Here is a 23,238-nt window from a genome sequence, read left to right as displayed (position 1 = left end):
AGTCTGATCCACGCCGCTCAGCCAACCTGCGGCGGCCACCCTTTTCTGCCAGTGAGCCCCTCAATGCCCAACCCCCATCTCAGCATCCTGGTGGTGGACGACGCCAAGTTCTCCAGCGCCATGATCGGCCGTGCCCTGAGCCAGGCCGGTTACCAGGATGTGCGCTTCGCCAACAGTGCCGCGGAAGCCCTGCGCCTGCTGGAAAAACGTCCCGCCAGCGTGCTGCTGGCCGACTGGCTGATGCCGGAGATGGACGGCCTCGAGCTGACCGGGCGGGTGCGCCAGCTGGACGAGACCGCCGAGCACTACACCTACGTCATCCTGCTCACCGGCAAGGAAGGCGAGAACGTGCTGGTGGAAGCCTTCGACCGAGGCGTCGACGACTTCATCAGCAAGGCGGCGATGAACGAACAGCTGGTGCCGCGCGTGTATGCTGCCGACCGCCTGTGCAACACCCTGCAGCGCCTGCTCAACGAAAACCGCATGCTGACCCAGAACATCTCCAGCCTGGAGCAGCGCAACCTGGTCGACTCGCTGACCGGCTTGGGCAACCCGCGCTACTTGCAGCAGAAGCTCAACGACTGCCTGCGCCAGGTCGAATCCCGTGGTGGTGCGCTGTGCTACCTGCTGATCGGCCTGCAGGAAGGTGAAGCCCTGCGCCGCCAGTACGGCAACGGCTTCTGGAACGAAGTGCTGCACGGCGTGGCGCGGCGCCTGCAGCAGCTGGTGCGTCCGCTGGACGTGCTGACCCGGGTGGATGACACCCACTTCGGCATGATCGCCATGCTCGACGACCTGCACGAATGTTCGCCGAGCAGCTTTAAACGCCTGCACGAAGGCCTCAACCTCAAGGCGTTCAAGACCAGCGAAGGCTTCATCAGCCTCAAGGCCGGCATCTCCCTGGTCGGCCTGGACGCCAAGTCTCTGCCCGTCGAGCCGCACTACCTGTTCGCCGAAGCCAGCCGCGTGCTGCCGGAGTCCTACGCCAGCGGCCGGGTCAGCGCACTGCGTCTGCCGCTGCCACAGTGAGCTGGCACGTACTCGGAGCCGGTAGCCTGGGCGGCCTGTGGGCCGCTCGCCTGGCCCGTGCCGGGGTGCCGGTGAAACTGATCCTGCGTGACCAGACCAGCCTGACACGCTACCGCGCCGCCGGCGGCCTGACCCTGGTGGAAGATGGCCAGGCCAACCTGCACCCCATCGCTGCCGAAACGCCGAGCCATGGCGCGCCGATCCGCCGCCTGCTGGTGGCCTGCAAGGCCTACGACGCCGACGAGGCCACCGCCGCCCTGGCGCCACGCCTGGCACCGGGCGCCGAGATCATCCTGCTGCAGAACGGCCTGGGCAGTCAGGAGGCGGTTACCGCACGCCTGCCGCGAGCGCGCTGCGTGTTCGCTTCCAGCACCGAAGGCGCGTTCCGCGAGGGCGATTTTCGCGTGGTCTACGCCGGCCGTGGCCATACCTGGCTCGGCGTGCAGGGCGAGCGACGTACCCCGGAATGGCTGGACGACCTGCAGGCCGCCGATATTCCCCATCAGTGGACCCACGACATCCTCGCCAAGCTGTGGCGCAAGCTGGCGCTGAACTGCGCGATCAACCCACTGACCGTGCTGCACGATTGCCGCAACGGCGACCTGCGTGACTGGCCGCAGGAAGTGGCCGGACTATGCGCGGAGCTGGCCGAGCTGCTGCGCCAGGCCGGCCAGCCAGAGGCCGCCGAGGACCTACACGCCGAGGTACTGCGGGTGATCGACGGCACCGCAGCCAACTACTCCTCGATGTACCAGGACGTGGCCCAGGGCCGGCGCACCGAGATCGCCTATCTGCTCGGCCACGCCTGCGCCCAGGCCGAGCGCTTGCAGCTGAGGCTGCCGCGCCTGGACGATCTGCAGCAACGCCTGCGCGAACACCTCACCGCCCGCGGATTGCCCGTGACCTGAACGAGCGTTACCCTGCCCCTCCAGCCTCAATGGAAGCCGCGCCCTTGACCCGTCTGCGCCAGCGCCTCGACAACCTGCCGGTCGGCCGCAAGCTGCTCTTCGCGCTGTTGATTCTGCTGGCCGCGGTCATGCTGGTGGCCAACCTGGCCTTCATCAGCGCGGCCTACTGGATCTCCCAGGAAAGCGTCGCGCCCCAGGCCCTGCAAACCATCGGCAAACTGATCGCCACCCCCGAGCTGAGCCGGCACGCCCTGGCCACGCCGCAAGCCGCGCAGAAGCTGCTGGAGCGCCTGGAGAACTACACCCCGCTACGCGCAGCCGCCCTGTACAACGGCACCGGCGTGCGCCTGGCCGAGCTGCAGTTGGGCGCCGCGCTGCAGCTGCCATCGCGCAGCGACGAACTGGAACACTGGCGCCTGCGCGAATTCCGCTCCACTCAGGTGATTCCCCTGCCGCAGGCGGGCCAGCCGCCCGGCTACCTGCTGCTGGTGGCGTCCAGCGAACTGCCCGGCGCCTTCTACACCGGCACCCTGACCGCCAGCCTGGCGATCCTCGCCATCAGCGTGGTGCTCTGGGCCCTGATCGCCCGCCAGGTGCGGCGGCTGATCACCCGGCCGATCCGGCGCCTGGAGGAGCTGTCGCGCCAGGTCACCCGCGAGGAGAACTACTCGCTGCGCGCCGCCCGCGGCAACCGCGACGAGATCGGCAGCCTGGCCGATGCCTTCAACACCATGCTCGGCCGCATCGAGGCCCGCGAGCAGCAGCTCAAGCGCGCCCGCGACGACGCCGAGAGCGCCTTCAGCCAGGCCCAGAGCCTGGCCGAGGAGACCCGCCACTCCAACCGCAAGCTGGAGCTGGAAGTGCAGGTACGCAGCAAGATCGAGAAGAAGCTCACTGGCTTCCAGAACTACCTGAACAACATCATCGACTCCATGCCCTCGGCGCTGATCGCCCTCGACGACCAGCTCTACGTCACCCAGTGGAACCAGGAAGCCAGCGCCCTCTCCGGCACGCCGCTGGACGAGGCGCTGAACCAGCCGGTGTTCCTCGCCTTCCCGCCGCTCAAGCCGTTCCTCGCCCAGCTCAAGCGCACCGCCGAGCAGCACAAGGTGGAGAAGATCGAGCGCGTCACCTGGCGCAAGGACGAGGACGCCCACCACTACGCCCTGACCTTCTACCCGTTGATGGGGGCCGGCGGGCGTGGCGTGGTGATCCGGATCGACGACATCACCCAGCGCCTGTCGCTGGAGGAGATGATGGTGCAGTCGGAGAAGATGCTCTCCGTGGGTGGCCTTGCCGCCGGCATGGCCCACGAGATCAACAACCCGCTGGGCGCCATCCTGCACAACGTGCAGAACATCCGCCGACGCCTGTCGCCGGAACTGGCGAAAAACCAGGACCTGGCCGTGGAGGTGGGCATCGCCCTGGACGACGTCACCGCCTACCTGGACGCCCGTGAGATTCCCCAGCTGCTCGACGGCATCGCCCAGGCAGGCTCGCGGGCGGCCAAGATCGTCAGCCATATGCTCGCCTTCAGCCGCCGCAGCAACCGCCAGCTGGCGCCCTGTCAGCTGCCGGTGCTGATCGACCAGGCACTGGAGATCGCTGGCAACGACTTCGACCTGACCGAGAGCTTCGACTTCCGCGGCATCGCCATCGAGCGCGACTTCGACCCCAACCTGGGCCCGGTCCCGGCCACCGCCAACGAGATGGAGCAGGTGCTGCTCAATCTGCTGAAGAACGCCGCCCAGGCTATCCACCTGCGCGACGACGAGGACGAGCCGGGGCGTATCGTCTTGCGCACCCGCTGCAACCCGCCGTGGGCGGAAATCCAGGTGGAAGACAACGGCATCGGCATGCCCGAGCTGGTGCGCAAGCGCATCTTCGAGCCGTTCTTCACCACCAAGGAAGTCGGCCAGGGTACCGGCCTCGGCCTGTCCGTGTCCTATTTCATCGTCACCAACAACCACAAGGGGCAGCTGGAAGTGCAGTCCACCCAGGGCCAGGGCACCTGCTTCACCCTGCGCCTGCCGCTGGTCGCCCCGGCCGAGAACACGAGCATCTGATGGGCCATCGACTGAGCAAGATCTACACGAAGACCGGCGACAAGGGAGAGACCGGCCTGGCCGATGGCCGCCGCGTGGCCAAGGACCATCCGCGGGTGGAGGCCATGGGCGAGCTGGATACGCTGAACAGCCAGCTCGGCCTGCTGCTGGCGGAGCTGAACGAAGAGGCCGCCAGATACCCCGGACTGGGAGAGATCAGCGCGGTCCTGGCGCCTTGCCAGCACCGTTTGTTCGACTTCGGCGGCGAGTTGGCGATGCCGGACTACCAGGCCCTGCAGGAAAACGAGGTGGCACGCCTGGAGGCAGCCATCGACCACTGGAACGAGGAACTCGGTCCGCTGCAGAACTTCATCCTGCCGGGCGGCTCGCGCCTGGTGGCCCAGGCCCATGTCTGCCGCAGCCTGGCCCGCGGTGCCGAGCGGCGCTGCCAGCAGCTCAACGCCGAAGAGCCGCTACGCCCGGTGGGCATGGCCTACGTCAACCGCCTGTCCGACCTGCTGTTCGTCGCCGCCCGGCTGATCGCCCGCCGCCAGGGCATCGACGAGGTGCTGTGGCAGGCGGCGGAGAAACCTCTCGCGCCGTAGGAGCGAGCTCTGCTCGCGAAGCTTTTGTGGTGACCGGTTCGCGAGCAGAGCTCGCTCCTACAGCCAGACAGCATCCCATAGCGGATAATCGCCCAAGCGATCGACTAGACCAGCGCGAAGAGGATTGGCGACAACGTAGCGGGCGGCCGTCAACACATCCTCATCCTGGCGCAGAGCATGGTCGTGAAAGCCCTTCTGCCAGATAGCGCCTTCGGTTCCCGCCAGTTGGTTGATACGTTTCGCGCTGCGCGATTTGACCTGCTGCATGGCTTGCTCAAGCGGTGCTCCACCCAACTCAATCAGCCAATGCAAATGATCGGGCATCACCACCCAGCAAAGGGAGCGCAGCAGTCCCTGCTCTTCAGCTAGACGCATCTCCTGAATCAACACGCGCCCTAGAGCAAAGTCGGCAAACAACGGGATTCGACCAACCGTAACGGCCGTCAGCAGATAGAGATGCCCAACTTCGGAGTGTATGGCTCGACGCAGACGACTAGCGTGATAGAGCGGCATCCATGCCTCCCTCAACGATCGTAGGAGCGAGCTCTGCTCGCGAACTGCCCCGTCTAAAAGCTTCGCGAGCAGAGCTCACTCCTACAATCTAGGTCTGTGGCCAGAACGCCCGGATACCGGCTACGCCCTGGGCTCCAGCCTGCCAGGCGCTTTCGCGCTCCTGCGGACCAACACCACCGAGCAGGAAGGCCGGCAGGTTACTGCCGCGCAGCAGCTCGGCGGCGGCAGCCCAGCCCAGCGGCGTGGCCTCGGGATGCGTCTGGGTGGCCTGCACCGGCGACAGGGTGACGAAGTCCACCCCCATGCGCGCAGCCAACGCCAGCTCCTCGGCGCTGTGGCAGGAAGCGGCCAGCCAGCGCTGACCGGGGAACGGCCGCCCATTGGGCGCGTACTTGCGCAGCTGCTCGGCGGTCAGGTGCCAGCCGGCGGCGGGGAAGTCACCCAGCCACTCCAGCGGGCCCTTGAGCATCAGCTGCGCCTTGCCGGCGCACAGGCCCTGGATGTCCACCGCCAGGTCGCGGTACTGCGGGTCGAACATGTTCGGCGCGCGCAGCTGGATCAGCCTGGCGCCGCTGGCCAGGGCGGCGCGTACGCCGCGCAGCAGCTCCGGCGGCTCCAGGCCTTCCGGGGTGATCAGGTAGGTATCGGGCAGGCGCGCCGCCGCCACTATGGGCTGGTTGGCGGCGGGAAACTCGTAGTCGAGCAGCTCGCGCTCGGTGGCCCAGGCCAGCGCCTGACCCTCGGCGCCATGGGGCTCGCCGCTGAAGGCAGAGACTTCCCAGACATCCAGCAGCACCTGCTTGTCCGGGTAGTCGTGATGCACCTGGATCAGCGGGCGGGCGGCGCCGACGCGGATGCCCAGCTCCTCCTCCAGCTCGCGGGCCAGAGCCAGCTCCACCGCCTCGCCCTCCTCCACCTTGCCGCCTGGAAACTCCCACAGGCCGCCCTGGTGCTTGTCCTGCGGGCGCTTGGCGAGCAGCACCCGGCCATCGGCGCCACGGATCACCGCGGCGGCCACATGAATCCGTTTCAAGCCCGGGTCTCCTGCAGCGCCGCCTGGTACCAGCGCTGGAATGCCGGCCACTGGTAGACGGCGTCGACGTAGGCGGCAGCCTCGGCCGGCAGCGCCACGCGATAACTGCGCAGACGCGCCGCCACCGGGGCGAAGAAGGCATCGGCGATGCTGGCGTGGCCGAACAGGAACGGACCGTCCTGGCCGAAGCGCTGGCGGCAGTCCGCCCACAGGCGGCACACGCGGTCGATGTCGGCCTGGACCTCGGCGGGAATCTCGGCCAGGGCCTGGTCGCGCGCCAGGTCCATGGACATGTGGCTGCGCAGAGCCATGAAGCCGCTGTGCATCTCGGCGCATACGCTGCGCGCCAGGGCACGGGCGTACTGGCCGCGCGGCCACAGGTGCGCCTCGGGGAAGCGTTCGGCGAGGTATTCGGCGATGGCCAGCGAATCCCACACCGGACCTTCCTCGGTGTGCAGCACCGGCACCTTGCCGGTCGGTGCGTGGGCCAGTAGCTGACTGCGGCTGTCCGGCAGGTACAGATGCACGAGGATCTCCTCGTAGGGCACGCCGGTCAGGTCCATGGCCAGGGCCGCGCGCAGCGACCAGGAGGAATAGTTCTTGTCGCCGATCACCAGCTTGAGGGACATGTTCGCTCTCCTAGAAAGGTTGTAGGCGGAGCGTACGCGGCTCGGGCGGCCGCGGACAATTCCGCTTGCGCATGCCCCTATGAGCACGGGGAATGGCAGAACAGAGCGGGCCGGGGCAGAACGCCCCGGTCCTGAGGCGTATCAGGTGCGGTATTCGGCGTTGATCTTCACGTACTCGTGGGACAGATCGGTGGTCCAGATGGTTTCGCTGCAATCGCCGCGCCCCAGCTCGATGCGGATGCCGATCTCCTCGCGGGCCATGACCGCCGCGCCTTGGTCCTCGGTATAGGTGGAAGCACGACCGCCCTTGCTGGCGATGCATACCTCACCGAGGAAGACATCGATCAGGCTCACGTCCAGGTTCGGCACGCCGGCGTAGCCGACGGCGGCGAGGATGCGCCCCCAGTTGGGATCGGAAGCGAACAGCGCGGTCTTGATCAGCGGCGAGTGGGCCACGGCGTAGGCCACATCCAGGCACTCCTGGTGATTACCGCCGCCGTTGACCTGCACGGTGACGAACTTGGTCGCACCTTCACCGTCACGGACGATGGCCTGAGCCACTTCCATGAACACTTCCAGTACCGCCTGCTTGAGCTTGGCGAACAGCTCGCCGGAAGCCGCGGTGATTTCCGGCAGTTTGGCTTGGCCGGTGGCGATCAGCATGCAGCAGTCGTTGGTCGAGGTGTCGCCGTCGATGGTGATGCGGTTGAACGACTTATTGGCAGCATCGCGCACCAGGGCCTGCAGCACATCGCCAGCGACCTTGGCGTCGGTGGCGATGTAGCCGAGCATGGTGGCCATGTTCGGCCGGATCATGCCGGCGCCCTTGCTGATACCGGTCACGGTGACGGTCACGCCATCGTGCTGGAACTGGCGGCTGGCTCCCTTGGGCAGGGTATCGGTGGTCATGATGCCGATGGCGGCCTCGGCCCAGTGATCCTCGTGCAGATCATCCAGGGCGGCCTGCAGTGCGCCCTCGATCTTGGCAACCGGCAGCGGCTCGCCGATCACACCGGTGGAGAACGGCAGCACCGCTTCCTCGGCGACACCGGTCAGTGCGGCGAGCGCAGCGCAGGTGCGGCGGGCGTTGGTCAGGCCGTCCGGGCCGGTGCCGGCGTTGGCGTTGCCGGTGTTGGTCAGCAGGTAGCGCACATCGCCGGCCATGCGCTCACGGGTGACGATCACCGGGGCGGCGCAGAAGGCGTTGGTGGTGGTCACACCGGCCACCCGCGAGCCTTCGGCGCAGCGCATCACCACCACGTCCTTGCGGCCAGGGCGCTTGATGCCGGCCGAGGAAATGCCGAGTTCGAATCCGGGAACCGGGTGCAGTGTGGGCAGGGGACCGAGACCAACGGCCATAGGAGCGCTCCTTACTTGGACAGTGACACAGAAATTGGAAAAACGCCGCGAGCGGCTGAGCCGGTCGCGGCGTTTCTGGTATAGCAGGCCTGGTGCGGTTTAGCCGACCTGACCGTGGCAGTGCTTGTACTTCTTGCCGGAACCGCAGGGGCAAGGCTCATTACGACCGATCTTCGGATCGCTACGCACCGGCGTGGCAACCGCCAGCTCGCCTTCGGCTTCCTCGCCCTCGGCAGCCGGCATGGCCGATGCCTCGGCATGCTGGAACTGCATGCGTTCGGCCATGGCCTCGGCCTCGCGGCGCAGACGGGCCTCTTCCTCGACCGGGTCTTCGCGGCGGACCTGGACGTGGGAGAGCACGCGGATGGTGTCGCGCTTGATCGAGTCGAGCAGGTCCTGGAACAGGGTGAAGGACTCGCGCTTGTATTCCTGCTTGGGGTTCTTCTGCGCATAGCCGCGCAGGTGGATGCCGTGACGCAGGTGGTCCATGGTGGCCAGGTGGTCCTTCCACAGATCGTCCAGCACGCGCAGCAGCATCTGCTTCTCGAAGGTGCGCAGGGCCTCGGCGCCAGCCAGCTCTTCCTTCTCGGCGTAGGCGGCGAGCAGCTCGGCGAGGATCTTCTCGCGCAGGGTTTCCTCGTACAGCTTCTCGTCGTCATCCAGCCACTGCTGGATCGGCAGACGCACTCCGAAATCGCTGTACAGCGCCATTTCCAAGCCGCTGATATCCCACTGTTCGGGCAGCGACTGCGGCGGAATGTGGCTGTTGATGGTGGCCGCCAGCACTTCCTCGCGGAATTCGATGATGGTCTCGCCGATGTTGTCGGCGGCCAGCAGGCTGTTGCGCATGTGGTAAATCACCTTGCGCTGCTCGTTGGCCACGTCGTCATACTCGAGCAGTTGCTTGCGCATGTCGAAGTTGCGGCCTTCGACCTTGCGCTGGGCCTTCTCGATGGCATTGGTGACCATGCTATGTTCGATGGCCTCGCCGGACTGCATGCCCAGGGCCTTCATGAAGTTCTTCACCCGATCGGAGGCGAAGATGCGCATCAGGCTGTCTTCCAGCGACAGGTAGAAGCGGCTGGAGCCCGGGTCACCCTGGCGGCCAGCACGGCCACGCAGCTGGTTGTCGATACGGCGGGACTCGTGACGCTCGGAGGCGATCACGTGCAGGCCGCCGGCCTCGATCACCTGCTGGTGACGCTTCTGCCAGTCGGCCTTGATCTGCGCGACCTGCTCGTCGCTCGGCGCTTCCAGGGCAGCCACTTCGGCTTCCCAGTTGCCGCCGAGGAGGATGTCGGTACCACGACCGGCCATGTTGGTGGCCAGGGTCACGGCGCCCGGACGACCGGCCTGGGCGATGATCTCGGCTTCCTTCTCGTGGTACTTGGCGTTGAGCACCTTGTGCTCGATGCCGGCCTGCTCGAGCAGCTTGGAGACGTACTCGGAGGTCTCGATCGAGGCGGTACCGACCAGGATCGGGCGGCCCTGGGCCTGGCACTCGCGGATATCGGTGATGATCGCCTGGTACTTCTCTTCCTGGGTCAGGTAGACCAGGTCGTTGTAGTCCTTGCGCGCCACCGGACGGTGGGTGGGGATGACCACCACATCGAGGCCGTAGATCTGACGGAACTCGAAGGCCTCGGTGTCGGCGGTGCCGGTCATGCCGGAGAGCTTCTTGTACAGGCGGAAGTAGTTCTGGAAGGTGGTCGAGGCCAGGGTCTGGCTTTCGGCCTGGATGTTCACACCCTCTTTAGCCTCGATGGCCTGGTGCAGGCCCTCGGACAGGCGACGGCCCTGCATGGTACGTCCGGTGTGCTCGTCGATCAGGATGACCTGGCCGTTCTGCACGATGTATTCGACGTTGCGGTGGAACAGCTTGTGCGCGCGCAGGCCGGCGTAGACGTGGGTCAGCAGGCTGAGGTTGTGTGCGGCATAGAGGCTCTCGCCCTCGGCCAGCAGGCCGGCGGCGCCGAGCATTTCCTCGACGTACTGGTGGCCGGCCTCGTTGAGCTCGACCTGGCGGGTCTTCTCGTCGACCTTGTAGTGGCCTTCCTGGGTGACCACGCCTTCCTCTTCCTCGATGTGCTGCTTGAGGCGCGGGATCAGCTGGTTGATCTGCATGTACAGCTTGGAGCTGTCTTCGGCCTGGCCGGAGATGATCAGCGGGGTACGGGCTTCGTCGATGAGGATGGAGTCCACTTCGTCGATCACGGCGAAGTTGAGTTCGCGCTGGAATTTCTCTTCCAGGGCGAAGGCCATGTTATCGCGCAGGTAGTCGAAACCGAACTCGTTGTTGGTGCCGTAGGTGATGTCGGCGGCGTAGGCGGCACGCTTCTCTTCTGGCGGCATGAAGGGAATCACCACGCCGACGGATAGGCCGAGGAACTCATACAGCGGGCGCATCCAGTTGGCGTCGCGGCGGGCCAGGTAGTCGTTCACCGTGACCACGTGCACGCCCTTGCCGGATAGGGCGTTGAGATACACCGCCAGGGTGCCCACCAGGGTCTTGCCCTCGCCGGTGCGCATCTCGGCGATCTTGCCTTCGTGCAGGGTCATGCCACCGATCAGCTGCACGTCGAAGTGACGCATGCCCATCACCCGCTTGCCGGCCTCACGGGCCACGGCGAAGGCTTCGGGGAGAATCTGGTCGAGGCTCTCGCCCTTGGCCACACGCGCCTTGAACTCTTCGGTCTTGGCCTTCAGCTGTTCATCGGAGAGCGCCAGCATCTGCTCTTCCAACGCGTTGATCGCGGTCACTGTCTTGAGCATGCGTTTGACTTCACGCTCGTTCTTGCTTCCAAAGAGTTTCTTCAACAGTGGCGCAAACATATCGGCAGATTCTTCCACTCTGGGGGATGGGGGGCGACGCAGAAGGCCAGCCCGGCAGCCAGCTCGGCTGCATGCAAAGGGGGCATTCTACTCGGAAACGTTGGCGAGAAAAGGGCGAACTCCCGCGAGCCTGCCGGATACGCCAAGCATGCCCGCCGGCATGCGCTGCACCTTATATGGGGACGGTGACCGACAGCTGCAAGGGCCTTTGCTAACATGGGCGCAACTGCCCACGAATCCACCGCCATGAGCCTCCGTCCGCCACCCGCCAAGACCGCCAACGCTCTGCTGCGCGAGCACAAACCGCTGCGCGCGCTGCTCAGTGCCGCCCAGCGCCTGGGCAAGCTGCAAGCGCTGGTCGAGGCGCAACTGGAGCCGGCCGCGCGCGAACATTGCCAGGTGGCCAGCTGGCACGACGGCTGTCTGTTGCTGCTGACCAGCAACGGTCACTGGGCCACTCGCCTGCACTATCAGCAGCGCCGCCTGCAACGCCTGTTGCAGGTACTGCCGGAGTTCGCCGGATTGCAGAAGATCCAGGTCAAGGTGCGTCCACCGAACACCCACGCCACCTATCAGGCGAACAAGACCGAGCTGTCCGAGGCAGCCGCCGATAGCCTGTGCAGCGCCGCCGAAGGCATCGGCGATCCTAAGCTGCGCGCCGCCCTGGAGCGCCTTGCACGCAACGCCAAGCGCGACTGAGTTCTCGATGTAGGCAGGAGCCAGAAAAAAACAGGCCACCCGAGGGTGGCCTGAATACAACAGAAGGGAGGGGTATTGCTTACACGGCCGCAACCGGGCGCATGTAGGAGATCGGCGCGGTGCTGGCGTCGTCGAAGATCACCACTTCCCAAGCATCTTGCTGCTCGATCAGGGTGCGCAGCAGACGATTGTTCAGCGCGTGTCCGGACTTGAAGCCCTTGAACTCGCCGATCAGGCTGTTGCCCAGCAGGTAGAGGTCGCCGATGGCGTCGAGGATCTTGTGCTTGACGAACTCGTCCTCGTAACGGAGGCCATCTTCGTTGAGCACGCGGAACTCATCGACCACGATGGCGTTTTCCACGCTGCCGCCGAGTGCCAGGTTCTGCGAACGCAGGAACTCGATGTCGCGCATGAACCCGAAGGTACGGGCGCGGCTCACTTCCTTGACGAAGGAAGTGCTGGAGAAGTCGACGCTGGCGGTCTGGGTGCGACCACGGAACACCGGGTGATCGAAATCGATCTCGAAGCTCACCTTGAAGCCGTCGAAGGGCAGGAAGGTGGCGCGCTTGTCGCCCTCCTCCACTGTCACTTCGCGCAGCACACGGATGAATTTCTTCGGTGCTTCCTGCTCTTCCAGGCCAGCAGACTGAATCAGGAATACAAAGGGACCGGCACTGCCGTCCATGATCGGGACTTCTGACGCCGACAGCTCGACGTAGGCGTTGTCGATGCCCAGGCCTGCCATGGCCGAAAGCAAGTGCTCGACGGTGTCCACCTTGACCTCACCATTGACCAGAGTGGTCGACATGGTGGTCTCACCGACATTCTCGGCGCGGGCGGGGATTTCCACGACCGGATCCAGATCGGTGCGACGGAACACGATACCGGTATCCACCGGGGCCGGCTTGAGGGTCAGGTAAACCTTCTCCCCCGAGTGCAGGCCAACGCCGGTGGCTCGGATGATGTTCTTCAGGGTGCGTTGTCTGATCATGGTTTTGGCTGCGCTTGTTGCGAACTGTTTTCAACAATGGGCGGCGATGATAGCAGAACCGCCCTTTGCTGAACACCAATCACCGATATACTCCTGATAGACAGCATCAATCAGCCTGACGACGCAGGAAGGCAGGGATGTCCAGATAGTCCAGGTCGTCCTGAGTGTTCAGCTTGGCCGCGGCGGCACTGCCGGCGAGGCTTTGGCGCTGAACGGTCGGGCGCTCGTAGTCCTTGTAGTTGACGGCCGGTTGCTCGGCAGCGCGAGGAGCGGCGCTGATGGTGGCAGCCGGAACAGCAACGGCGGCAGCCGCGATGGTGTTGTCGACCACCTTGACCGGCTTCTCGATGCGCGCGCCCAGGCCGGTGGCGACCACGGTCACGTGCAGCTCGTCGCGCATGTCAGGATCGATTACCGCGCCGACCTTGACGGTGGCGTGCTCGGAGGCGAAGGCCTCGATGATCTCGCCGACCGCGGCGTACTCGCCCAGGGACAGATCCAGACCGGCGGTGATGTTCACCAGGATGCCGCGCGCGCCCTGCAGATTGACGTCTTCCAGCAGCGGGTTGCGGATGGCGGCCTCGGTGGCCTCGCGAGCACGGTTCGGACCGCTGGCGCAGCCGGTGCCCATCATGGCCATGCCCATTTCGCCCATCACGGTCTTCACGTCGGCGAAGTCGACGTTCATCAGGCCCGGACGCTGCATGATGTCGGAGATGCCGCGCACGGCGCCGGACAGCACGTCGTCAGCCTTGGCGAAGGCGGACAGCAGGCTGGCGTCCTTGCCGAGGATGGTCAGCAGCTTCTCGTTGGGAATGGTGATCAGCGAGTCGACCACATCGGACAGTGCACGAATGCCCTCGTCGGCGACCTGCATGCGCTTGCGGCCTTCGAACGGGAACGGACGGGTCACCACAGCGACGGTGAGGATGCCCATCTCTTTCGCCACTTCGGCGATGATCGGCGCCGCACCGGTACCGGTACCGCCGCCCATGCCGGTGGTGATAAAGACCATGTCGGCGCCGCTCAGCACTTCGGCGATGCGCTCACGGTCTTCCATGGCGGCCTGACGGCCGATCTCGGGGTTGGTGCCGGCACCCAGGCCCTTGGTCACGCCCGGGCCGAGTTGCAGCACGGTGCGCGCGCCGATGTTCTTCAGCGCCTGGGCATCGGTGTTGGCGCAGATGAATTCCACGCCTTCGATGTTGTTCTTGATCATGTGGTTGACAGCGTTACCGCCGCCGCCGCCCACGCCGATGACTTTGATAACTGCGCTTTGTGGAGCGTTATCTACTAGTTCGAACATTTCCCCTCTCCTTCTTTTTAGTTATCGCCTACAGCTACCGCGGGTTTCACATCAGAAATTGCCCTGGACCCAGCGTTTCAGCCGTTCCAGTACCGGTGTTTTGGGCTCATCGCCATACTGAATCCCAGGCGCGTGGAAGCCGTCGGACTGTTTCCGCAGCCCGTACATCAGCAGGCCCACGCCTGTGGAATAAATTGGATTACGCACGACGTCGGTCAGTCCCTTGACGCTGTGGGGTACGCCCAAACGCACCGGCATGTGAAAGATCTCTTCGGCCAGTTCGACGGCGCCTTCCATCTTGGCGGTGCCGCCGGTGAGGACGATCCCGGCAGGGATCATGTCCTCGTAGCCGCTGCGCCGCAGCTCGGCCTGAATGAGAGTGAAGAGCTCGTCGTAACGGGGCTCGACAACCTCGGCCAGAGCTTGACGGGACAGCTCCCGCGGTGGCCGGTCTCCCACACTGGGAACCTTGATGGTTTCCCCTGGACCCGCCAGTTTGGCTAGGGCGCAAGCATACCGAATCTTGATTTCCTCGGCATACTGGGTCGGGGTGCGTAATGCCATTGCAATATCATTGGTGACCTGGTCGCCGGCGATCGGGATCACCGCAGTGTGGCGGATCGCACCATCGGCGAAGATGGCGATATCGGTGGTACCGCCACCGATGTCGACCAGGCACACACCCAGCTCCTTCTCGTCCTCGGTCAGCACCGAGTAGGCGGAGGCCAGCTGTTCCAGAATGATGTCGTCCACTTCCAGGCCGCAGCGGCGCACGCACTTCTCGACGTTCTGCGCAGCGTTGGTGGCGCAGGTAACCACGTGCACCTTGGCTTCCAGGCGCACGCCGGACATGCCAAGCGGCTCGCGCACGCCCTCCTGGTTATCGATCACGTAGTCCTGCGGCAAGGTGTGCAGCACGCGTTGGTCGGCCGGGATGGCCACAGCCTGGGCGGCGTCGAGTACGCGTTCCAGGTCGGCAGGGCTCACTTCGCGGTCGCGGATGGCGACGATGCCGTGGCTGTTCAGGCTGCGGATGTGGTTGCCGGCGATGCCGACGAAGGCCGAGTGGATGCGGCAGCCGGCCATAAGCTGCGCCTCTTCGATGGCGCGCTGGATCGACTGCACGGTGGACTCGATGTTCACCACCACGCCCTTCTTCAGGCCGCGCGACGGGCTGGTGCCGATACCGACGATATCCAGCTCGCCATCGGCCGTCACCTCGCCCACCAGCGCCACCACTTTGGAGGTGCCGATGTCCAGGCCGACGATCATCTTGCCGCTCTGCACGCTTGCCATGATCTCTATTGTTCTCCTCGATTCACTGGACGGCGACCGTCGTTTCGGTTGCCGTCGACGGCACCGGCTCGCGCCAGGCCACGGCCAGGCCGTTGGCATAGCGCAGGTCGATGCGCGCGATATTCGCGATCTGCTGCTTGAGCACCTTGTCGTGGATGCCGGCGAACCGGCGCATCTTGTCGACCAAGTGATCCCGGCCCAGGAGAATTTCCACACCCTGGGCGGTACTGATGAACCAGCTGCCGTGCTCGCGCAGTTCCAGGCTGCTGATGGTGAACCCCATCGGCCGCAGCAGCTGGCTGAGCACCTGGTACTGCTGCATCACCTGCTGCTGGGCGCGTTGCGGCCCAGACAGCATCGGCAGGTGTTCGTAATTGGCCGCCTCGCGCGGGGCGAAGGCGCGGCCCTGGTTGTTGAGCAGCGCCTCGTTGCCCCAGCGGGCCACCGGCAGCTGCTCTTCCAGGGTGATCGAGACCTGGTCCGGCCACACCCGGCGCACTTCGGCGTGGGCGATCCACGGCATCTGCTCCAGCTCGGCACGCATGCCGGCCAGGTTGATGGTGAAGAAGCTGGCCGAGACGTAAGGCGCGATGCGCTCCTGCACGGCCTGCTGGCTGATGTAGCTCAGCTCGCCCTGCACGCTGACCCGGGCAATCGGCCGGTCGGCGTACGGCAACAGGCGCTGGGCGCCCTCGTAAGTTCCCAGGCCCAGAGCCACCAGTAGTAGCGGCCAGCCCAGGCGCTTCAACCCACGCCCGACACCACTGAGATCCGGCTTCGGCAGGCGCGCCGCCAGCGGCTCCTGCGCCACCATCCGGCTCGCGCCGCGCGCAGCGATAGGCTGACGCCGGGTGGCGCCTCCTATGGGCTGCGGGTGACGGAGGGTGGCGACCATGATTTAGCCCCTCGCCTCTACGCTGTCGGCCAGGATCGCCAGCACCAGCTGCTGGAAATCCAGACCGGCGGCGCGTGCGGCCATCGGTACCAGGCTGTGATCGGTCATGCCCGGCACGGTATTCACTTCCAGCAGCCAGAACTTGCCGCTGGTGTCCTGCATCACGTCGGCGCGCGCCCAGCCCTGGGTGCCCACGGCCTCGCAGGCACGCGCGGTCAGCTCCTTCAGCTCGGTTTCTTTCTCGACTGACAGGCCGCAGGGAACGCGGTACTGGGTGTCATTGGCCAGGTACTTGGCGTCGTAGTCGTAGAAGCTGTGCGGCGTGCCCAGGCCAATCGGTGGCAGCACCTGGCCACGCAGCATGGCCACGGTGAACTCGGGGCCGGCGATCATCTGCTCGACCAGCACCTGCGAGTCGTACTGGCTGGCATCTTTCCAGGCCGCGATCAACGCATCGACATCGGCAACCTTGGCCATGCCGATGCTGGAGCCTTCGTGGGCCGGCTTGACGAACAGCGGGAAGCCCAGCACGGCAGCCGCAGCACGGCAGTCCTCTTCGCTGGCCAGGGCGGCGTGGGCCGGCGTCGGCAGATCCAGACTCAGCCACACACGCTTGGTGCGCAGCTTGTCCATGGCCAGGGCGGAAGCGAGGATGCCGCTGCCGGTGTAGGGAATGCCGGCGCACTCGAGCAGGCCCTGCATGGATCCATCTTCGCCGCCACGGCCGTGCAGCACGATGAAGGCGCGATCAATGCGCTCACGGGTCAGGCGCTGCAGGAAGTCGTCACCGACGTCGATGCCGAAGGCGTCCACACCGGCTGCCTGCAGGGCTTCCAGCACGGCAGCGCCGGACTTCAGCGACACCGCACGCTCGGCGCTCTTGCCGCCGAACAACACGGCGACGCGGCCGAAGGCCTTGGGATCGAGGGTGGAATGCAGGCTCATTTCGACTCACCTTGAAACGCGAACAACGGGTGCTTGATCAGTTGTGGGGCTACCCCGCCGATATCACCGGCACCCTGACACAGCAGGATGTCGCCGGCACGCAGCAACGGCTTGATGATCGGGGCCAGTTCGGTGCCACGCTCGACGTAGATCGGATCGAGCTGGCCGCGTTGGCGAATGCTGTGGCACAGGTGGCGGCTATCGGCACCGGGAATCGGTTCCTCACCGGCCGGATAGACCTCCAGCAACAGCAGAACCTTGGCGTCGCCGAGCACCTGGACGAAGTCGTCGTACAGGTCGCGGGTGCGGCTGTAGCGGTGCGGCTGGTAGACCATCACCAGGCGGCGCTCCGGCCAGCCACCGCGCACGGCCTTGATCACCGCGGCCACTTCGCGCGGATGGTGACCGTAGTCGTCCACCAGCATCACGCTGCCACCGTCCACCGGCAGTTCGCCGTAGACCTGGAAGCGCCGGCCGACGCCCTGGAAGCCGGACAGACCAGCGACGATGGCGGCATCGTCGATGCCCTCGTCGGTGGCAATCGCGATGGTGGCCAGAGAGTTCAGCACGTTGTGGTTGCCCGGCATGTTCACCGACACATCTAGCGGCTCGCGGTCGCGGCGCAGCACGGTGAAGAAGGTACGCATGCCTTCCTGGCGCACGTTGATGGCGCGCACGTCGGCGTCCTCGGCGAAGCCGTAGGTCACGGTCGGACGGGCCACCTGCGGTAGCAGTTCGCGCACCACCGGGTCATCCACGCAGAGCACGGCCAGGCCGTAGAACGGCAGGTTGTGCAGGAATTCGATGAAGGTCTTCTTCAGGACGTTGAAGTCGCCGCCATAGGTGCTCATGTGGTCGGCGTCGATATTGGTGACCACCGAGACCATCGGCTGCAGGTGCAGGAAGCTGGCGTCGCTCTCGTCCGCCTCGGCGATCAAGTAGCGGCTGCTGCCGAGCTGGGCGTTGGTGCCGGCGGCGTTCAGGCGGCCACCGATGACGAAGGTCGGGTCCAGGCCGCCGGCGGCGAATACCGAGGCCAGCAGGCTGGTGGTGGTGGTCTTGCCGTGGGTACCGGCGACGGCGATGCCATGGCGGTAGCGCATCAGCTCGGCGAGCATCTCGGCGCGCGGCACCACCGGGATGCGGCGTTCCAGGGCGGTGGCGACTTCCGGGTTACTGGTGTTCACCGCGCTGGAGACCACCAGCACGTCAGCCTGCTCGGCGTTCTCGGCGCGGTGGCCGATGAAGATGATGGCACCGAAGCTCTCCAGGCGCTCGGTCACGGCCGAAGCCTTGAGGTCGGAGCCGGAGACTTCGTAGCCCAGGTTCAGTAGCACCTCGGCGATGCCGCACATGCCGGCGCCGCCGATACCGACGAAGTGGATGCGGCGGATACGGCGCATGCGGCGGATTTCCGAACGGGCAGCAGCGGGAGACTTAGCCACGGGCCACCTCCAGGCAGATTTCGACCACCGTGCGGGTGGCGTCCGGCTTGGCCAGGCTGCGCGCGGTGCGGCCCATGGCCTTGAGTTTTTCGGGATGCATCAGAACCTCGGTCAACTGCGCGGCGAGCTTGTCCGCGTCAGTGGCATGTTGCGGCAGAAGGAAGGCGGCGCCCTCCTTGGCCAGATATTCCGCATTGCGGGTCTGGTGGTCGTCGATCGCGTGCGGCAACGGCACCAGGAAAGACGGCAGGCCAGCGGCGGCCAGTTCGCTGACGGTCAGCGCGCCGGCGCGGCAGATCACCAGGTCGGCCCAGGCGTAGGCGGCAGCCATGTCCTTGATGAAGGGCGCGACCTCGGCTTCGACCGCGACTTCGCGATAACGCTCCGCGGTGACTTGATCATGTTGCTTGCCGGCCTGGTGGAACACCTGCGGGCGCAGCTCGCCGGCCACTTTGGCCAGGGCCGCGGGCAGCAGCTTGTTCAACGGCTCGGCGCCCAGGCTGCCGCCCAGCACCAGCAGGCGCGGCCGGCGTTTGCCCAGGGCATCGCGCGGGGTCTCGAGGAACAGCTCCTCACGCACCGGGTTGCCGGTGGTGCGCAGCTTGTCGCTCTTGCCGAAGGTATTCGGGAAGGCCTCGCACACGCGGCTGGCAAACGGCGCCAGGCTGCGGTTGGCGGTGCCGGCCACGGCATTCTGCTCGTGGATCACCAGCGGCGCGCCGTTCATCCGCGCAGCCAGGCCGCCCGGGCCGGTGACATAGCCACCCATGCCCAGCACGCACACCGGCTGCAGCTCGCGCATCACTTTGCGCGCCTGCAACAGCGCGCGGATCAGCTGGAACGGCGCCTTGAGCAGGGACAGCTTGCCCTTGCCGCGCAGGCCGGAAACCTGAATCAGGTGCAGCGGCAGTTCGGCCGCCGGCACCAGTTCGTTCTCGATGCCACGCGGGGTGCCCAGCCAGTGCACGGCATAGCCGCGCGCCTTGAATTCGCGGGCGCAGGCCAGGGCCGGGAACACGTGGCCGCCGGTGCCGCCGGCCATGATCAGGACATTACCGCGCATGGCCGGCCTCCTCGCTGTCGAAGAAGTCCGACTCGGTGAACTCCACTTCCTCGCTGCCCAGCTGAGTGCGGCGTTCCCACTCGATGCGCAGGAGCATGGCCAGGCTGACGCAGCAGATGATCAGCGAGCTGCCGCCGTAGCTGAGGAACGGCAGGGTCAGGCCCTTGGTCGGCAGCAGGCCGACATTCACGCCGATGTTGATCAGCACCTGGCCGATCCACTGCATGGCGATGCCGTAGGCCACATAGGCGGAGAACAGCTGCTTGGCCTTCTCCGCCCACAGGCCGATGTACAGGGCGCGCACGGCGACGAAGACGAACAGGCCAACGGTAGCCAGGGCGCCAACCATGCCCAGCTCTTCAGCCAGCACGGCGAAGACGAAATCGGTATGCGCTTCCGGCAGATAGAACTGCTTCTGGATGCTGTTGCCCAGGCCGACGCCGAGCCACTCGCCACGACCAAAGGCGATCAGCGCCTGGCTCAGCTGGTAGCCGGCGCCGTACTGGTCGGCCCAGGGGTCGACGAAGTTGGTCAGGCGCTCCAGGCGGTAGGCCTGGCTGGTCATCACCAGCACGCCGAGACCAAGCACCACGCCGGCCAGCGGAATGAAACGCACCAGGTTGATGCCGCCGAGGAACAGCATGGCGATGCAGGAACCGAACAGCACCACGGTGGCGCCGAAGTCCGGCTCGGCCAGCAGCAGCACCGCCATCGGCCCGAGCACCAGCATCGGCTTGAGGAAGCCGGAGAGTTTCTCGCGCACTTCTTCCTGGCGACGCACCAGGTAGCCGGCAATGAACACCACGGTGAACAGCTTGGCCAGTTCGGACGGCTGCAGGTTGAACAGGCCGAAGCCGATCCAGCGCTTGGCGCCGTTCACTTCGCGGCCGATGCCCGGCAGCAGCACCAGCACCAGCAGGACGAAGGCCACGATCAGCAGGCTGCCACCGAAACGCTGCCACAGCGACATCGGGATCAACAGGGTTAGCAGCGCGGCGGAGATGCCCAGGCCGAGGTAAATCAGGTGGCGAATCATGTGGTACAGCGGGTTGCCGGACATGGCCGCGGCCACTTCCGAGCTGGCCGAGGTGATCATCACCAGGCCCAGGCCGAGCAGTGCCAGGCAACCGGCCAGCAGCGGGAAGTCGAGGTCGATGCCGCGATGGGTGCGCAGCGGCGACGGGGCGGCGAGCAGGCGGGCCAACAGGGTCATTGCAGGCCCTCCGCCGCCTGGGCGAACAGACGCCCACGCTCTTCGAAGTTCTTGAACATGTCCAGGCTGGCGCAGGCCGGCGACAGCAGCACGGCGTCGCCCGATTGGGCCAGCTCGGCCGCGCGCTGCACCGCTTCTTCCAGAGTCTTCACCCGCACCAGCGGCGTGGCATCGCCCAGGGCGGTGGCGAGCAGTTCGGCATCGCGGCCGAGCAGCACCACGGCGCGGCAGAACTTGGCCGCCGGCGCTTTCAAGGCGGAGAAGTCGGCACCCTTGCCATCGCCACCGGCGATCAGCACCAGCTTGCCGGCGATATCCGCACCCAGACCTTCGATGGCGGCCAGGGCCGCGCCGACGTTGGTGGCCTTGGAGTCGTCGTAGTAGCCCACGCCGCGCAGCTCGCGCACCCACTGGCAACGGTGCGGCAGGCCGGCGAAATTGCGCAGGGTCTGCAGCATGGCTTCGAACGGCAGGCCGACGGCGTGGCCGAGAGCCAAGGCCGCCAGGGCGTTGGACTGGTTGTGCGCGCCACGGATCTTCAGTTCGGCGGTCGGCATCAGCGTCTCGAACTGGAAGGCCAGCTGCTTCTCGCCGCTCTCTTCAACCAGGCCGAAGCGCTTGAAGTCGGGTTTGCCCAGGCCGAAGGACCAGCAAGGCACCTGGTCGGCGATCAGCGGACGCGACAGGGCATCGTCGCGATTCACCACCACCTGTTTGGCGCCACGGAAGATGCGGTGCTTGGCCAGGTGGTAATGCTGCATGCCGTCGTAGCGGTCCATGTGGTCTTCGCTGACGTTCAGGCAGGTGGCCACTTCGGCATTGAGGCGCTCGGTGGTCTCCAGCTGGAAGCTGGACAGCTCCAGCACGTACAGCTCGACGTCATCGCTCAGCAAATCCAGCGCCGGGGTGCCGATATTGCCGCCGACGGCGACCTTGCGCCCAGCCGCTGCCGCCATTTCACCGACCAGCGTGGTGACGGTGCTCTTGGCATTGGAGCCGGTGATGGCGACGATCGGCGCCTTGGCGTGGCGGGTGAACAGGTCGATATCGCCGGACATCTTCACGCCACGGGCGGCCGCCTCGCGCAGCGCCGGGGTGGCCAGGGCCAGGCCGGGGCTCACGTACAGCTCCGAGGCGCGGCACAGGAAGTCCACGTCCAGCTCGCCGCAGCGTACTTCCACCTGCGGATAGTCGCGCTGCAGGGTCGCCAGCTCCGGCGGGTTCGCGCGCGTATCGGCCACGGCGAAGCGCACGCCCTGCTGCGCGAGGAAGCGCACCAGAGACATGCCGCTCTTGCCGAGGCCGACAACGATGCGGAACTGGTCGGAAGCGATCAGCGACACTCTCTATTACCTCAGCTTCAACGTGGCCAGGCCGATCAGCACCAGGATCACGGTGATGATCCAGAAGCGCACGATCACGCGCGGCTCCGGCCAGCCTTTGAGTTCGAAGTGGTGGTGGATCGGCGCCATGCGGAACACGCGCTTGCCGGTCAGCTTGAAGCTGGCGACCTGGATCATCACCGACAGGGTTTCCATGACGAACACGCCGCCCATGATGAACAGCACCACCTCCTGACGGACGATGACGGCGATGGTGCCCAGCGCCGCGCCCAGCGCCAGCGCGCCGACGTCGCCCATGAAGACCTGGGCCGGGTAGGTGTTGAACCACAGGAAGCCGAGGCCGGCGCCGACCAGCGCGGCGCAGAACACAATCAGCTCACCGGCGCCCGGCACGTAGGGAATCAGCAGGTACTCGGCGAATTTGATGTTGCCCGACAGGTAGCAGAAGATCGCCAGCGCGCCGGCCACCATCACGGTCGGCAGGATGGCCAGGCCGTCGAGGCCGTCGGTCAGGTTCACCGCGTTGCTGGTACCAACGATGACGAAGTAGGTCAGCACCACGAAGCCCACGCCCAAGGGAATCGCCACGTCCTTGAGTACCGGCACGATCAGGGTGGTTTCCACCGGGCTCTGCGCGGTCATATAGAGGAAGACGGCGGCGGCCAGGCCGAATACCGACTGCCAGAAATACTTCCAGCGGCTCGGCAGGCCGCGTGAGTTCTTCTCGATCACCTTGCGGTAATCGTCGACCCAGCCGATGGCGCCGAACAGCAGGGTCACGGCCAGCACGGTCCACACGTAGCGGTTGGTCAGGTCGGCCCAGAGCAGGGTGCTGACGGCGATCGCGGTGAGGATCAGCGCGCCACCCATGGTCGGCGTGCCCTTCTTCGACAGGTGCGACTGCGGGCCGTCATTGCGCACGGCCTGGCCGATCTGGCGGATCTGCAGGGTGCGGATCATCCACGGGCCCAGCCACAGCGACATGGCTAGCGCGGTGAGCACGCCGAGGATCCCGCGCAGGGTCAGGTACTGGACCACCCCGAAGCCGGTGTAGAACTGTTGCAGGTACTCGGCCAGCAGCAGCAGCAT

20 protein-coding genes are annotated in these 23,238 nt (G+C 66.0%); 5 read left to right on the top strand and 15 right to left on the bottom strand.

What is annotated here, in order from left to right:
- Positions 1-63 precede the first annotated feature (63 nt).
- Genes IB232_RS19900 through IB232_RS19885 form a run of 4 tightly spaced genes read left to right on the top strand, consistent with a single transcriptional unit; the run spans position 64 to position 4,587 of the window.
- Positions 64-1,029: a response regulator gene (locus tag IB232_RS19900; protein WP_137974888.1), complete on the top strand. Its 966-nt coding sequence runs from the start codon at positions 64-66 to the stop codon at positions 1,027-1,029.
- Positions 1,026-1,937 carry a putative 2-dehydropantoate 2-reductase gene (locus IB232_RS19895; protein WP_192400299.1) on the top strand — a complete coding sequence of 304 codons (912 nt, stop codon included), beginning with the start codon at positions 1,026-1,028 and terminating at the stop codon, positions 1,935-1,937. Before IB232_RS19900 ends, IB232_RS19895 begins: the two co-directional genes overlap by 4 nt.
- A 53-nt stretch (positions 1,938-1,990) precedes the next feature.
- A complete protein-coding gene (locus IB232_RS19890) occupies positions 1,991-4,003 on the top strand; it encodes a sensor histidine kinase (protein ID WP_225592447.1) in 2,013 nt (670 codons plus the stop codon).
- Positions 4,003-4,587 carry a cob(I)yrinic acid a,c-diamide adenosyltransferase gene (locus IB232_RS19885; protein WP_192400297.1) on the top strand — a complete coding sequence of 195 codons (585 nt, stop codon included), beginning with the start codon at positions 4,003-4,005 and terminating at the stop codon, positions 4,585-4,587. The genes IB232_RS19890 and IB232_RS19885 overlap by 1 nt, the downstream gene beginning before the upstream one ends.
- Before the next feature lie 57 nt (positions 4,588-4,644).
- On the opposite strand, the gene IB232_RS19880 is transcribed toward IB232_RS19885, so the two are convergent.
- The 5 genes from IB232_RS19880 to secA all read right to left on the bottom strand — a co-directional run bounded on the left by IB232_RS19880 (position 4,645) and on the right by secA (position 10,953).
- A complete protein-coding gene (locus IB232_RS19880; RefSeq protein ID WP_192400296.1) occupies positions 4,645-5,100 on the bottom strand; it encodes an REP-associated tyrosine transposase in 456 nt (151 codons plus the stop codon).
- Positions 5,101-5,188: 88 nt separating this feature from the next.
- Positions 5,189-6,133, bottom strand: a complete 945-nt coding sequence (locus tag IB232_RS19875; protein WP_192400295.1) for a Nudix family hydrolase — start codon at positions 6,131-6,133, stop codon at positions 5,189-5,191.
- The gene (locus IB232_RS19870) at positions 6,130-6,762 is read right to left on the bottom strand and encodes a glutathione S-transferase family protein (RefSeq protein ID WP_192400294.1); all 633 of its coding nucleotides are present in this window, start codon (positions 6,760-6,762) and stop codon (positions 6,130-6,132) included. Before IB232_RS19870 ends, IB232_RS19875 begins: the two co-directional genes overlap by 4 nt.
- A gap of 141 nt (positions 6,763-6,903) precedes the next feature.
- A complete protein-coding gene (gene argJ, locus IB232_RS19865) occupies positions 6,904-8,121 on the bottom strand; it encodes a bifunctional glutamate N-acetyltransferase/amino-acid acetyltransferase ArgJ (RefSeq protein ID WP_192400293.1) in 1,218 nt (405 codons plus the stop codon).
- Between the two features lie 99 nt (positions 8,122-8,220).
- The gene (gene secA, locus IB232_RS19860) at positions 8,221-10,953 is read right to left on the bottom strand and encodes a preprotein translocase subunit SecA (protein WP_192400292.1); all 2,733 of its coding nucleotides are present in this window, start codon (positions 10,951-10,953) and stop codon (positions 8,221-8,223) included.
- Positions 10,954-11,199: 246 nt separating this feature from the next.
- On the opposite strand from secA, the gene IB232_RS19855 reads away from it, so the two are divergent.
- Complete coding sequence (locus IB232_RS19855; RefSeq protein ID WP_192400291.1) at positions 11,200-11,652, top strand: DUF721 domain-containing protein; 453 nt, start codon at positions 11,200-11,202, stop codon at positions 11,650-11,652.
- Positions 11,653-11,731: 79 nt separating this feature from the next.
- Here the strand turns inward: IB232_RS19855 and lpxC are convergent, their stop codons facing one another.
- The 10 genes from lpxC to mraY all read right to left on the bottom strand — a co-directional run bounded on the left by lpxC (position 11,732) and on the right by mraY (position 23,238).
- Positions 11,732-12,643 (bottom strand): UDP-3-O-acyl-N-acetylglucosamine deacetylase, encoded by a 912-nt coding sequence (lpxC, locus tag IB232_RS19850; RefSeq protein WP_192400290.1) that lies wholly within the window; start codon positions 12,641-12,643, stop codon positions 11,732-11,734.
- Positions 12,644-12,749: 106 nt separating this feature from the next.
- Entirely contained in the window at positions 12,750-13,949 is a 1,200-nt protein-coding gene (gene ftsZ / locus IB232_RS19845) for a cell division protein FtsZ (protein ID WP_192400289.1), read from the bottom strand.
- A gap of 51 nt (positions 13,950-14,000) precedes the next feature.
- Positions 14,001-15,245: a cell division protein FtsA gene (gene ftsA, locus IB232_RS19840; RefSeq protein ID WP_137974899.1), complete on the bottom strand. Its 1,245-nt coding sequence runs from the start codon at positions 15,243-15,245 to the stop codon at positions 14,001-14,003.
- 22 nt (positions 15,246-15,267) lie between these two features.
- The gene (locus IB232_RS19835; protein WP_225592429.1) at positions 15,268-16,140 is read right to left on the bottom strand and encodes a cell division protein FtsQ/DivIB; all 873 of its coding nucleotides are present in this window, start codon (positions 16,138-16,140) and stop codon (positions 15,268-15,270) included.
- Positions 16,141-16,143: 3 nt separating this feature from the next.
- Positions 16,144-17,085 (bottom strand): D-alanine--D-alanine ligase, encoded by a 942-nt coding sequence (locus IB232_RS19830; protein ID WP_192400288.1) that lies wholly within the window; start codon positions 17,083-17,085, stop codon positions 16,144-16,146.
- The gene (gene murC, locus IB232_RS19825) at positions 17,082-18,488 is read right to left on the bottom strand and encodes a UDP-N-acetylmuramate--L-alanine ligase (RefSeq protein ID WP_225592446.1); all 1,407 of its coding nucleotides are present in this window, start codon (positions 18,486-18,488) and stop codon (positions 17,082-17,084) included. The genes IB232_RS19830 and murC overlap by 4 nt, the downstream gene beginning before the upstream one ends.
- A 34-nt stretch (positions 18,489-18,522) precedes the next feature.
- Entirely contained in the window at positions 18,523-19,593 is a 1,071-nt protein-coding gene (gene murG, locus IB232_RS19820; RefSeq protein WP_192400286.1) for an undecaprenyldiphospho-muramoylpentapeptide beta-N-acetylglucosaminyltransferase, read from the bottom strand.
- The gene (gene ftsW, locus IB232_RS19815) at positions 19,583-20,800 is read right to left on the bottom strand and encodes a putative lipid II flippase FtsW (RefSeq protein ID WP_192400328.1); all 1,218 of its coding nucleotides are present in this window, start codon (positions 20,798-20,800) and stop codon (positions 19,583-19,585) included. The genes murG and ftsW overlap by 11 nt, the downstream gene beginning before the upstream one ends.
- A gap of 2 nt (positions 20,801-20,802) precedes the next feature.
- Positions 20,803-22,149, bottom strand: coding sequence for a UDP-N-acetylmuramoyl-L-alanine--D-glutamate ligase (gene murD / locus IB232_RS19810; RefSeq protein ID WP_192400285.1), 1,347 nt, complete (start codon positions 22,147-22,149; stop codon positions 20,803-20,805).
- Between the two features lie 6 nt (positions 22,150-22,155).
- Positions 22,156-23,238, bottom strand: coding sequence for a phospho-N-acetylmuramoyl-pentapeptide-transferase (gene mraY, locus IB232_RS19805; protein WP_192400284.1), 1,083 nt, complete (start codon positions 23,236-23,238; stop codon positions 22,156-22,158).

Source organism: Pseudomonas sp. PDM15, from assembly GCF_014851565.1.
Lineage (GTDB): Bacteria > Pseudomonadota > Gammaproteobacteria > Pseudomonadales > Pseudomonadaceae > Aquipseudomonas.
This window is presented reverse-complemented; position numbering and strand designations above follow the sequence as displayed.